Here is a 13332-nt window from a genome sequence, read left to right as displayed (position 1 = left end):
CTCGGGCGCTATTCACGCCAGGGCGGTTAATGTTCAAAATAGGCGTGGGTGATATCGATCGGCGTTCCCATGCTGCGGGTGATGACGCCTTTCAATTTCGGATTGATCAGATAGTTCTTCGACCCCTGATAGAGCGGGATGGTGAGCGCCCGGTCAAGCACAAACTTGTTGGCCTGCTGCAGGCTCGCCCAGCGCTGGCCGGGGTCGGTGGCGTCGGTGGTCTTGATTTTATCGATCAGCGCGTCGAAGGCGGCGTCTTTGAAGCGGCTGTGATTGTGCTCATAGGTGGAGTAGAAGAGGTTCAGGTAGGTTACCGGATCGAATTCACCGGTCCAGCCGCCGAGTGCCAGGTCGAATTTGTAGGACATCATCTTGTCGAAGCGAACCTTGGTGGGCACGCTGCTCAGCGCTATCGTCAGCCCGTCGAGCGTAGCGGACAGCTGGCTTTGCAGATACTCGCCGGTACGCTTGGCCTCGTCGAAGTCGCTGGTGATCAGTTCGAGCGTGACGGCGTTCCTGCCGAGCTCCTGTTTCGCCTTTTGCCACAGCGCCTTGGCCTGCGTCTTATCAGTCGGGGCGAGGTCGCCCGCCTCCTGGGCGAAATCGACGCCGCTGGCCGGATTGGCGGCGATACCCTGAGGAATGGTGCTCGTCAGCGGCAGGGAGCCGTCGGCGAGGATGCTGCCGGTCAGTTCCTTACGGTCGATGGCCAGGGAGAGCGCCTTGCGGACGTTCTCATTTTGCAGCACAGGGCTGGAGCTGATGCCGAGCTCCAGGTTGGAGGCGCGCAGCGTCGGCACCGAAAGGTAAGCGGGGTCGCGCCGGTAGTGGCGGATATAGTCGCCGTCGATTTTAGCCGCATCGACGGCGCCCGATTCATACAGATTGATGCCGGTGGAGGTTTCCTTCACCACCTGAACGGTGAGCTCGTCCAGTTTAATGGCCGCCTTGTCATGGTAGTTGTCGTTTTTCACATAGCGCCACGTCAGGCCGAGGCCGTCCCAGTCGGTCAGCACGAACGGCCCGTTGCTCAGCGTATTCTCGCTGCTGGTGCCGTAGGCGGCGCCCTTGGCGGTAACGAAGGCTTCGTTCTGCGGGAAAAGGTTGGCGGAAGAGGCCAGCGCGGCAAGGAAATAGGGGTTGGGATACTCAAGCGTTACTTGCAGCTCGGTGTCGGAAAGCGCCGCGACGCCCAGCGTGGCGGGATCGGCTTCGCCGTTGTTGATCGCCTTGGCGTTTTTGATGTTGTAGAAGGTGCTGGCGTTCTGGGCCGCGGTGGCCGGCGTGAGCAGCCGCCGCCAGGCAAAGACGAAATCCCCGGCGGTAAGCGGGTCGCCGTTGGACCACTTCAGGCCGTTTTTCAACCTGATGGTGTAGACGGTGCCGTCGTCGCTGATTTGCGGTTCTCCGGCGGCGAGCGCCGGGATAATGACGTTATCCTGGCCGAGTTTGTACAGTCCTTCGCCGAACAGCTCAATCTGCGAGACGCTCAGGGTGTCGTATGACCTGACGGAGTCGGCGGTCGGCAGTTCGGCCTCAATCACCCAGTTCAGCACCTGCCTGGCCGGGGCGGCTTGCGATCCCGCCGCCCAGAGCGCCGGCCCCAGCAGAAGCAGCAGATAAGTGAGAATGCGTTTGGGCGTAATCGTCATGTCGTCCTCCGACGGAGTTTATAATATTCGGTGTATGCCCCTGGTATGACATATATCATCCAGTCAGTTTTATTTCTTTGGCTATAAGTTGGTGATGGCGTTATTAATTAAATCGGCGTTGCCGGACAGGACGGCATTATACTTATCCGTAGTGATAAATCTGAGGGTGATTTATCTACAATGATCTGATTATAAAAGGTTTTTAATACCTTGTTATTATGACTGCATTGTCGCAGTCGGTAATAATGCAGTCAAATGTCATTATTGGCATAGTAAATGTGAAACATGGCAATTAAGGGAGCGAAATATTGTTGAATATGGTTTTCCGACCTTATCGATTATGGCAATAAATAAACATTCTTTGACGGCGATCTCAATATCAGCGCAGCAAACCCTGGGAGCGCGCCACCGCCACGGTTTGGGTGCGGCTGTGGGTTTCCAGCTTGGAATAGATATTGCGCAGGTGGGCGTTGACCGTGGTTCGCGCCACGAACAGCTTTTCGGCGATGGCGGCATTGGAAAAGCCGGACGACAGCAGTTCCAGCACTTCCACCTCTCTGGAAGTCAGCATCTCCGTGGGCCGGGATGCGCAGGTGATGGCGCGCCGCGCGTCTTGCGGTTGGCATGCGGCCAGCAGTCGATCCACAAAGCGGATAAGCTCGCTTTCATCATCCCGTATTTGCCGGCGCAGCGCACGCAGCAGCAGCGCCACGCCATCGCCCTCGTCGGCGAAGGTGCGGATAAATCCTTCCCGGGCGGCAAACGCCACCGCATGCCAAAGGGTGGTTAACCCCGCCTGAACGTCACCGTTACGGTGTAACGCCTCGGCCAGCAGGATCTTCAGCTTCAGCGCCCGGCGGTGGCGGTTAAGGCTTTCCGCCAGCGCAATCTGACGTCTTAGTTCCGCCGGCGCCGCCGCGCTTTTTCCCGAACGGATCAGCAGCCGCAGGTTGCCGATCGCCGGCATGTCGATATCGTTGCCGTGTCGTTCAAACGAACAAAAATATTTCCATGGCGCCTGCTGGTCGAAATAGGCCATAAAAGTTTCCGCCGCCGGGACGTCGCCCTCAAGCAAGGCGATGCGCGAGCGCTCCAGCCAATAGGTGGCCACCAGCCGCAGCAGCCCCTGGCGCTGGCCTATACGTTCGAGCCGCATGAGCATTTCAATGGCCTTTTCCCGGTCGCCCCGCGTCAGCGCGAGGCGCGACATGGTAATGTGGCTGATCACCATAATGTCCGGCAAAAAATTCTCGCCCGCGGATGAGAAGAATTTCGTCAGCAGTTCGTCGGCCTCGGACAGTTCATCCTTCTCATACAGCAGTTCGGCGCGCATAACCGCCATCGTGGCGAGCAGCGTCGGCTTTTCGCGGAAAAAGATTTTGCCGCAGGCGGCGAGATCGCCCTCGGCCAGGCGTAAGCGCCGGTATCCTTCCTGCAGGCGCCCCTGGGTAAACTCGCAGACGCCTTGTATATGTTCGGCAAAGGCGCTTCTCTCCGCATCTTGCGCCGCGGAGAAATGTTTTCTGGCCATATTGATGATGAGCATCGCTTCGCCAAAACGGTTTCTGCCGTTGAGGAGGTAAGCCTGGCAGAGGATCAGCAGCCACTGCGGCGTCGACCGGCGTTGCGGCTGCCGGCGCCAGATAGCCATATCCATCTTATCTTCGCAGGCGCATTCATCCTTTATCAGCAGGCAGAATGCGCGCACCGCCAGGCGTTCGACAGAAACGGCGCGCGGGTGCGGGGACGCGTCCAGCAGTTTTATTCCCTCCGCCGGACGTCCGCACCAGGCGAGGGAAAGCGCAAAAGGGGGGCTCAGGCGCGGGAAAGCATCGAATGTCGCCGCCGGCAACAGGTCGAACCAGCGGCAGAGGGTGCCGAAGTTTGCTTCCGTTGCGATCTTGTCCAGGTGTGGCGCCATCAGGGTTACCGCATATTGCGGATTGCCGCCTGCCAGCGCATGTTCAATCGCCGCGATGATATTTCCGCCGGCAAGGTGCCAGCGTGACGCCGCCAGATGCGCTTGCGCCGCCCATTCGGGATGGTGGCGCTCAAGCCGGGCGCGTAAGCATTCCGCGAACAGCCGGTGATAGCGGAACCAACAATGTTCCGCGTCCGCGGGAAACAGGAAGAGGTTCGCCCGGGCTATTTTTTGCAGTTGCGTTTCTCCGTACGGATGGCCGATAACCGCGTTGCATAGCGGCGCGCTCAGTTTTTCCAGTACGCAGGTACGCAGTAAAAAATGCTGCAACGCCTCCGGCAGCGGCGCCAGTACATTTTCCGCCAGGTAGTCCGCCACGGCGGCGTTGGGAAGCGGCAACGGGTCGAGGCTGTGCGTCTCCGCCTCCTCCGCGCACAGCAAGGCAAGATTAAGCGCCGCCGGCCAGCCTTCGGTACGATAATGAAGCCGCTCGATCTGCTGCGGCGTTACCCGCCGGCCGTATTTCGCCCGCACCAGCTCAACGGTTTCACCAAGCGAAAATTGCAGCTGCCGCGGACCGATGGCGATCAACTGATGGTTGGCGTTCAGGCGGCTGGCGCCAAAAGGCGGCGGCTCCCTTGAGCCGATAATCATCTGCGCATTGACGGGCAACTGATAAACCAGACTTTGCACCGCGGCAAGGACTGCGGGGTCGGCCAGGGCTGCAAAGTCGTCGAAGAACAGGGCCAGCGCGCCGGGGTGGCTTTCGATACGGCGGCAAATCTCCCTGACGGCGTCCTGCCTTGACCGGCCAGTGCCGGGCGCGCTCGGCGCCGGAATAGGCGTCAGGTCGAGCGCCGTATTCAGCAGGGATAAAAAGCGCTCGCCGTGATTATCGTGTGCATCGATATTAAGCCAGGCTATCGCCGTGCCCCGGCGTTGCAGGCGGGCATAATACTGCAGCATCGCATTTGTCTTGCCAAAGCCGCTGGGCGCCGACATCACGATCAATCTGGCCGTCGAACGGCGATCGATCCGCTCTTCAATCGCCATACGCTGAATTGACATCGCAGGCAACTCGGGGGGCGATAGTTTGGCTAAGGCAACATCCATTGTCGGCACTCTATTTATTTTGCAGCTTGCCGCAAGCGTCAGCGCGTACGGACGTGATCCGCACGGACGCAAAAAATTCTTATCGCGTCGCCGGACTGCTTGGCGCTGGCGGAAATTATCTCCAGATTAGCGCAGCGCTTCAGCGATATGGTCGGCGCTGCGTATCGCCAGCGCCACCATGGTCAGCGTCGGTTGTATCGACGTCGCGGTGACGAAGGTGCTGCCGCCGCACACGTACAGGCCTCGGGTGTCATGCACGGCGCCGAATGAGTCTACCACGCTGTCCCGCGCTGATTTCCCCATGCGGCAGGTTCCCAGGTGATGATGCGCCGACCAGAATTGTTTAACCGCGGCGATCTCCACGCTCCTGGCGTCCAACACGTCGGCGATTTGCTTGCTGATGGCCGTCGCTTTGGCATAGGTGGCGTAATCAAAGTCGGTCAGTTGATAGTTTACATGGGCGAAGGGATCGCCGAACCGGTCGACGGGGCCGGAAAGATCGAGATATTTCCTGTCGCTCGGCACGGTTTCGGCGTTAAACGTCAGGACGCGGCTGTTGAGCAGCGGCTGCATGGCGCGCACGATTTCCGCGCCGTTGCGCCATTTTTTCCGCGCCACGCCGTCGGTATAGCCGCGAAAATAATCGTCAAACAGCTCCACCGTCATGCCGCCGTAAGCGCGCACTCCGGGAGGGGCGATAAACTGATGGGATAGCAGCGTGGGCGGTCCGGCTCTGCCCGGCATCATTTTTTCCGCGAACGTCATATGGCCCCACCAGATATGGTGGAACATCAGATTCTTACCGACCAGTCCGGCGCTATTGCCGATGCCGTGCCGGTGGATGCCGCCGTTCTTCGACAACAACAGCAGCCGCGCCGACTCGATCCCCCCGGCGGCCACCACGATGACGTCCGCCGATTTTTCCCGTTGCTGTCCGCTGTTGCGGTCGTAGTAGACAATCGCCCGGGCGCGGTTGTTTTCCACCACCACGCGTCTGACCGTGGTCGCGGTATGCAGCGTCAGATTTCCCGACTCGATGGCGAGATTGAGGTGATGGTTCGGGCTATAGCGGGCGCCGCTGGGACAGACGGCGCAGAAGCCGAAATTTTCACACTGCGGACGTCCGTCGTATTTGTGGTGCGTGCGCGCCTGCGGGGTGGTGTGAAAAAACAGCCCGCCGGCGCGCAGTTTTTCCGCCAGCCGTCGATCGTAGTAGCCCAACTCAAAAGGCGGCAGGGGATATTCCCGCGAGCGGGGCGGCGCGAAAGGGTTATCCGTCGCGCTGCCGGACACCGCCATATACTCTTCGGCCCGGCAGTAATAACTTTCCAACTGCCGGTAGCTTAGCGGCCAATCGCTGCCGTAGCCGTGGTGGGTACGCGGCTGAAACATTACGGGCGTAAAGCGCGTCGCGATGCCGAACCAGCGCGTGGCCATACCGCCGACGCACATCAGCCGCTCCTGGTCGATCGACGCCGGATAGTCCCCCGACTGCGACAGGCCGCGGAACCCTTCCGGAAGCGGCGGCGGGATCCGCCCGGAGAAATCGGCGTAGCGATTTGAATACAGTACCTCAAGCTGATACTGCGGATGATGGGGGTAGGGGGTTGCGGGCCCGCTTTCGAAAACCTCGACGCGGTGGCCCGCTTTTGCCAGATGGTAGGCCAGGGTCGTTCCCACGATCCCCGACCCGACGATAATGATATTTTTCATGGAAAAACCACTCTGTGGGGGTTAATGCATTCCCCTGCCGGCCGGCGTTCCATCAGGCCGGCAGCGGGGTCCGATACTCATCCAGGCCGCGGGCGCTGCCGGGCCACGACCGGTAGCCAAGCTGGATCCACATATCCGTTTTCTGAAAGATCGCCAGGGTTTCCTGGCAAAACCGCTCCATAAATTCCCGCTCGTCCGCCGATGTCGGCGCCAGACGGCTGAGGATATCCGTGCGCGCAAGCGCATCGCAGGCGACGAATCCGTTGCCGGTTATGCGCCGGGCGGCGTTTTCCACGGCGCCGGCCAGTAGCCGGCAGGCGGCCGAATAGCCGGGCTGGTGACGGACCTGATGACGGTAATAGCGCGCGTAGTGTCCGCGCAGCGGCTGAACGCCGTTGATGGTTTCGGCCAGCGCCAGCAGGATTTGCATGGTGGCGCTATCCAGCGCGCGCGGTTTTTCCGGCGTTATCGTCTGCGCCCTTATCCGCGGCGGCGCGGCGGCGGTTATCAACAGCGCGGGCAGTACGCGCAGGATAAATTGACGGCGCGGCAGCGATATCGTTGCCCGTGAGGCGGCGTCAGGAAGACAGCCTGGCGCCAGGGCGCTGCGGCGATGTGCGGCATCACTGTTTTTCATGTTTTTCTCCCGGGGTGGAACTGAGACGGTAAGTCAGGGTCCGGCCGCTGCCGGCGGCTTCGAAAAGTTCGCTATAGCCGCCGTCGGCGCGGATAAAGCGCCCGCTGCCGGCGAGAGTCGTTTTTTCCGGCGCGATGATGGCGAATGTCTCCCGGCGATCGCCGATATGCGTAACCAGGGAGGCGCCGCGCGTGCGCCGCTGCGCCAGGTTTTTGCCGTCGGTGACGAAAGCCGGATAGCGTATTTTCCAGCTATCGATCGGACCGTTGATATTTATCGCCACCGACAGGGCGTCCTTGGTCAGCAGGTAGTTTTCGCTGACGCCGTCGACCGCGGCGCCTTTTAAACGGTAGGTAACGTTGAAACCGACCGCCGCCGGTTGCGCCGCCGTTACCGCGACCTGGGCGCCAACCCGATCGCCGGCGAACTGCGCCAGCGATTGCCAGCCTCCCGCGGACGGCCAGGCGACGCCTATAGCCAGGGGAAAATCGTTTGCCGGGGCATTGATCGCCGAACCAGGGGGATTTTTATCGTCCCTGCGGCTTAGCCGCAGGATGCCGGTGCTGTCGTAGCGGGCATCGGCGGCGGTGTCGATGGCGATATAGTTTCCCGCCGCGTTGGCGAACACCTTATGGAAGTCGGGCAGATGCAGCACGAAACCGCCGATATCGGCCGGGCTGACGCCCTCGGGGATACTTTCGTCGGCCAGCGACCAGGCGATGGACAGATAGGCGGCGGCCAGCAGGTTGTAGTGGGAGTCGGCGGAGTAATCCTCGTATCCGTGACGCAGGGCCGGATCGAAATAATTTTTTACCAGTTGGAATTCACCCGACGGCCGCACCCAGCGCGACGCCGCGCCGGCCGCGAGGCGGGCCGCGCGCTTAAACGCCCCGGCCGCCACTCCATCGCCGGCGGCCTTGCTGCGGTTGGCCCAGAACTCAAAGGAGGCGCAGTTTAGCGCGTCATTCCAGATGTGATCGGCGCTGCGTCCGCCGGCGGGGAAATCGCCCGTCGGCGCCTGCATCAGCAGGCTTGCCCAGGCGCCGCGCGCCAACAGAATATCAAGGGATTGACGCCACTCTCCCTGATAGCCGGCGGCGAGGAGCACGCTGAAGTTGAACCGCGCCTCGGCATCGTAAATCAACGGCAGATCCGGATCGCGATAGAGTCCCTGCGGGGTGAAGCGGGGCAGTTGCGCGCTGAGGTAGCGCGCCACGAAATCCTCTCCCGTAAAGCCCTCTTTATGGCGCAGATACTCGCCGGCAATCGCCGCGCTGTTCCAGTTCATAACGTCGTTCTGGCCTGCGCCGATAAGATCCGCATAGGCTATTTCGGGCTTGATCAGGCGCAGATAACGATCCCAGCGGTTTTTGGTCGCCGTATCGACGCGATCGCGCAGTTGGCGGTAGGCCAGCATCGTCGGCAGGATAAAAAAATCGCCGGTCCTTTGCGCCGTGGTGCCGGAAGCCAGCTGATAAAGCGAACTGGTCAGCGCGCGGGCGGCGCTGTCGAGCAGTTCGGGCCGTTTCCCGCTGCCGACCAGCGTAGCGGCCGCCAGGGCATAGGTCGGCGTGCTGTATTGCGATTCCCGGTGTAGATAGGGATCGATAATGCGGCCGCCGGCGGATTGGAAGTGGCGGAAGTGTTCCACCACGCCATCGACCAGGTCCAGATAGCTTTCTTTACCGATGCCGCTGGCGACGACGTCGTCAACGGGCGCCGTCCGCAGGGCCGCCTTGGCGCCGTCGATGACCGCCGCCAGGGGATTCGGTTGCCGCGCGGCGTCCGGCTGCGGGGTTACCGCATGATCCTGTCCCGCCATCATTAATGGCTGCGGACCGCGCTCCCTTAATCTTAGGGCGCTTTCCGGCGTTTCATCGACGGCGGCGGCGACATATCCGGCCAATACCAGCGCGACGCCGGCGCCGCAAGGCCGCAGCCAGGCGCGCAAAGAGAGTTTTTTCATTTAGCCTCCAATAGTTATCCCGGCTCCGCCGGCTATTCTGGTTAATCGCCGGCGTATGGCGGTTTTTCGGACTGCGCAAGTTCGGCTTCCATCAGCAGCGCGACGAGCAAGGTACAGAGAAAACCCGCGCCCTGCGCCGCGAATAACAGCGCCGTCAGCGCGACGTAGTCAAAACGCTGGAAAGGGGTAAAGCACAGCAGCCCGGCGGCGATGGCGAAATAGGCCAGCGCCCAGCAGGTTTCCGTTTTGGCCGAGGTAAAGGCGCGGATAAAATTTTGCGCTTTCGAGAACTTATCGGTGCGGTGCCAGGCCATTTCCCGGTTGAAGAACGGAGAAAAGAAGCCTTTGATATAGGTCCACTTCAGGGCTTCGCCGACCAGCAGGCCGTAGACGTAGTCGCGCCAGCCCGCGGCGCCCATCAGCTTCATTTGCATGCAGCGGTCTATACAGGCGGCGATAACGCCGGCCAGGATCAGGGCGATAAGACTGTGCGGCACCGCGGCGACGGATTGACGCCAGATGGATAGCCCGCAGAGAAACAGGCTGGGAAAGGCAATAAAAAACGACAGCGCGGTAGGGAGGCGATCGAAGCTATGGCGCAGCTCCAGCACCTTTTGCGGGAAACTCAGGCGGCCGTCTTCGCTCAGGCCCAGATAGAGGCGCCAGTGTTTTTTCAACTGCTGCACCGGTCCGGCGGTCCAGCGGAACTGCTGTTTTTTAATCCCCTCCAGGGTGCCGGGGATTAGCCCCTTGCCCCAGGTGTCGGCGAAAACGTGGCCGATATAGCCCTGGGCGTTAATTCTTACCGCCAGCTCGGAGTCTTCGGTCAGCGCCCACTCCGCCCAGCCCCCCGCCTTTTGCAGGGCGGCGCGTCTTATCAGGCACATGGTGCCCACCGTGTAGGCGGCATCGTATTCATTCAGCGCCGGCAGCATCAGTTTGTGCAGCGGCAGATATTCGTAGTAGGCGCCGGAAAGCACCCGGCTGGTTTCCCATTGGCGATAGTCGTGGCTGGTCTGCACGAACCCGGTTTCTGCGGCGGCGAACAGCGGCACCAACTGCTGCAGAAAGTCCGCTTTCGCCAGGTAGTCGGCGTCGATTACCGCGATGATTTCAGCGTCGTCGGCGGTTTGCGTCAGGGCGAAATTCAGCGCGCCGGCCTTGGCGCCGCTTAGCGGATCGACGTGGAAAAAGCGGAATCGCGGACCCAGCCGCGCGCAGTGCGCTTCAACCGGCCGCCACAGATCGGGATCTTTGGTGTTGTTATCAATCACCAGCACCTCGAAATGCTGATAATTGAAGTTGGCGATGGCGTTTAACGTCGCCATGACCAGGTGGGGCGGCTCGGCGTAGCAGGGGAGATGGACGGAGACCTTGGGGGTAAACTTTCCGCTCAGGGCGGCCATCTTTTCCCGCGCCCGATCCCGCTTGGGGTAGCGCAGACAAAACGGCGCCAGCGAGGACAGCGCGATAAACAAGGTGCCGATCACGGCGACGATCAGTAAAGCCGCCTGAATCAGGTAATAGCCGAAGCCCGGCGCGGCCGACCAGCTATTTCCCCTGGCGCCGGCATGCAGGAGAAGCATGCCGCACAGGGGAAGATAGAATCTGCCGGCCAGCAATCCGGCGCCGAAAACGGTTAATCGCGGCATGATCGCCGCGGCGAACAGCGCGAAGGCCGCCGCCGCGCCCGACAGCAGCAGCCATTCGGTCCAGGCGCCCGTTATCAGCCATGTCATGGCGCCCGCCGTCAGAAAGGCGGCAACCCAGGAGCCGTTGCAAAACGCCGTCGAGCGATTTTTTTTAACCATAAAACGCAGCAGCACTACCTCACCGATAAGGGTCAGGAATGCGCCTGAGTATAAAATTGCATCCGCGTCGATCGACCAGTCATCCATCCCGTTCACCGCCCTATCCTGGGTTATTTGCCGCTGTTTTCGGCGCCGTCGGCGCGCGATAAACCATTGCGTAAAGCAGCTTCAGGTTAAACGGGGGATTTTTTATGCACATCGTTAAAACTAACTATTTTGCCTATGGATAAGTATTGAAACAGACCTCTTTATTTGACAAACGGACAAAATTGTCCGTATAAGGTAGGCAGATATTCCGTTTATTTATGGAAAACTGATGATTCACATTAAAAAAAACCGCAGTGACGCCGTACGGCACCGGGCGATACTGCTGGACGCCGCGGCGCGCGTCTTCGCCAGGCAAGGCGCGCATGTGTCTCTGGATGCGGTGGTCGCGGCGGCGGGCATGGGGCGGGCCACGCTTTATCGGCATTTCCCCGATCGGACCGCGCTGCTGCTTGCCCTGTTCGATCGCGATATCGCCCCGGTGTTAAATGTCGGCAAGGGCATGCCGCCCGGCGAGGTATTGCTGGCCATGCTTACCGAAATAGGGCGGGTGACGCATCGGGAGCCGTCGCTCGAAGCGGCGTGGCGGGCGATAGAGCCCAGCCACCCCGGCATGCAGGAACGGCGGCGCGATTTGCTGGCGCGCTTTGAACAGCCCCTGGCGGACGCCATCGCGGCCGGCAAGGTGCGAGCCGACCTGACTCTAGACGATGTGGTCAGCGTCGGTCGTATGATCGCCTCCGCCACCCGCCTGGCGCCGGATGATGACGCTGCCGGCGCGCGCATCCTCGACCTGGCGCTCAACGGCGTGCGGAGTCGCGACTGATGGGACAGCGACGCCTGGGCGACGTCATCGGCGAGATCCCCGACTGGAAGCCGCATGAACGTCCTGCCATTCCCGGCACGCCGTCGACCCCCGACCTGCCGCCCCGCACCCGTTTCTACTACGGACTGGCCGCGCTGCTGCTGGGACTGACCGGCGGCTTCGGCACCGCGCTGGTGGGCGTCAACCTGAGCGCCATGCAGGGCGAACTGGGGCTCGAACCGGTGCAGGGCACCTGGCTGAGCTGCATCTACGTGATGTTCAACGTCTCGATGAACCTGCTGCTGATCAAGTATCGGCAGCAGTTCGGGCTGACCTCGTTCACCAAGGTATTTATGCTGATCTACGCGCTCGCCGCGGTGGGGCACCTGCTCAGCGACACCTACGCCGGCGCGCTGGCGATGCGCGCGGTCAGCGGCGTGGCCGGCGCCGCGCTCGGTGCGCTGGCGGTGATGTATATGGCGCAGGCGCTGCCGGCGCGGTTTCGCCTGCAGACCATTATCCTCGGCATCGGCGCCTCGCAGCTGGCGATGCCGCTGGCCTGGATCATCTCGCCCTCGCTGCTGGACTACGGCAGTTGGCAGAGCCTGTATGCGCTGGAGGCGGGGTTCGCGGTGGCCTCGCTGGCGGCGGTCTACGCCTTTCCGCTGCCGCCCGGCATCCGCGTACATGCGTTCGAGCGCAAGGACTTTATCAGCTTCGCGCTGCTGGCGCCTGGCTTCGCGCTGTTGGTGGCGGTAGTCGCGCAGGGCCGCAACCACTGGTGGTTCGACACCGCGTGGCTGGGGGGGGCGCTGGCCGCGGCGATCGCGCTGCTGGGCGCGGGGCTGGCCTTCGAGCATCGCCGCAGGAACCCGCTGCTCGACACCCACTGGCTGTTCAGCCTGGGCTTTATGAATTTCGCTTTCTCGATGCTGCTGGTGCGCATGCTGTTGAGCGAGCAGCCGTTTGGCTCCACCGGCCTGCTGATGACGCTGGGCTTCGGCGCCGAACAGATGCGCGAACTTTACGGTGTGGTATTGGTCGCCACCCTCGCCGGCGTGTTGGTCAGCGCGTTCAGCCTGCTGATCTCCACCAAGCTTATCATGGCCCAACTGCTGCTCTCGCTGGCGCTGATCGCGGTCGGTGCCTTTATGGACGCGCACGCCACCGCGGCGACCCACCCGATCAACCTCTACTTCAGCCAGGCTCTGCTGAGTTTCTCCGGCGCGATGTTTATGGGCGCGGCCGTGATCATCGGCATCGGACATTTGATGGCGCGCGGCCTGCAATCGGTCGTCACCTTCGCGGTGATGTTTGGCGTCACCCAGATCCTGGGCGGCCAGCTCGGCGCGGCGATCCTGTCGACGTTCCAGGCCGTACGCGTGCAGCATCACCTGTCCTACCTCTCCGAGGGCGTCGCGATCGCGGATGCGCAGTCCGCCGCGGCGGTGCAGGAGTATGGCGGCCTTGCCGGAGTGGCGCAGTTGGCCAACCAGCAGGCCGGCATTCTGGCGTTCAACGATGTGTTCCTGCTGATCGGCTCCTTTGCCGTGTTGCAACTGCTGATTAACGTCGCCGACATGATCTGGCAGGCCGTCAAGCGCAGGAACGCCCCACAACCCCAACCCGCCGGCGACAACGCCGCAGCGGCCGCCCCAATCTGACGGAT

At 61.6% G+C, this 13332-nt stretch carries 8 protein-coding genes; 2 read left to right on the top strand and 6 right to left on the bottom strand.

What is annotated here, in order from left to right:
• Nucleotides 1–26: 26 nt before the first annotated feature.
• The 6 genes from MFP24_RS14020 to MFP24_RS13995 all read right to left on the bottom strand — a co-directional run bounded on the left by MFP24_RS14020 (nt 27) and on the right by MFP24_RS13995 (nt 10900).
• A complete protein-coding gene (locus tag MFP24_RS14020; RefSeq protein WP_249231108.1) occupies nt 27–1652 on the bottom strand; it encodes a peptide ABC transporter substrate-binding protein in 1626 nt (541 codons plus the stop codon).
• A 379-nt stretch (nt 1653–2031) separates the two neighbouring features.
• Nucleotides 2032–4641: a winged helix-turn-helix domain-containing protein gene (locus MFP24_RS14015; RefSeq protein ID WP_249231109.1), complete on the bottom strand. Its 2610-nt coding sequence runs from the start codon at nt 4639–4641 to the stop codon at nt 2032–2034.
• A 171-nt stretch (nt 4642–4812) separates the two neighbouring features.
• Nucleotides 4813–6399: a GMC family oxidoreductase gene (locus tag MFP24_RS14010; RefSeq protein ID WP_249231110.1), complete on the bottom strand. Its 1587-nt coding sequence runs from the start codon at nt 6397–6399 to the stop codon at nt 4813–4815.
• Between the two features lie 52 nt (nt 6400–6451).
• Entirely contained in the window at nt 6452–7036 is a 585-nt protein-coding gene (locus MFP24_RS14005; protein ID WP_249231111.1) for a hypothetical protein, read from the bottom strand.
• Nucleotides 7023–9002, bottom strand: coding sequence for a hypothetical protein (locus MFP24_RS14000; RefSeq protein ID WP_249231112.1), 1980 nt, complete (start codon nt 9000–9002; stop codon nt 7023–7025). The genes MFP24_RS14005 and MFP24_RS14000 overlap by 14 nt, the downstream gene beginning before the upstream one ends.
• Nucleotides 9003–9043: 41 nt before the next feature.
• Nucleotides 9044–10900 carry a glycosyltransferase gene (locus MFP24_RS13995; RefSeq protein WP_249231161.1) on the bottom strand — a complete coding sequence of 619 codons (1857 nt, stop codon included), beginning with the start codon at nt 10898–10900 and terminating at the stop codon, nt 9044–9046.
• A 229-nt stretch (nt 10901–11129) separates the two neighbouring features.
• Between MFP24_RS13995 and MFP24_RS13990 the strand changes: the two genes are divergently transcribed.
• Nucleotides 11130–11684, top strand: a complete 555-nt coding sequence (locus MFP24_RS13990; RefSeq protein WP_249231113.1) for a TetR/AcrR family transcriptional regulator — start codon at nt 11130–11132, stop codon at nt 11682–11684.
• Nucleotides 11684–13327, top strand: coding sequence for an MFS transporter (locus MFP24_RS13985; RefSeq protein WP_249231114.1), 1644 nt, complete (start codon nt 11684–11686; stop codon nt 13325–13327). The genes MFP24_RS13990 and MFP24_RS13985 overlap by 1 nt, the downstream gene beginning before the upstream one ends.
• Nucleotides 13328–13332: the final 5 nt, after the last annotated feature.

The organism is Brenneria tiliae (assembly GCF_023347575.1).
Classification (GTDB): domain Bacteria; phylum Pseudomonadota; class Gammaproteobacteria; order Enterobacterales; family Enterobacteriaceae; genus Brenneria; species Brenneria corticis.
The sequence above is the reverse complement of the archived record's forward strand: the minus strand, read 5'-3'. Positions and strand labels throughout refer to the sequence as shown.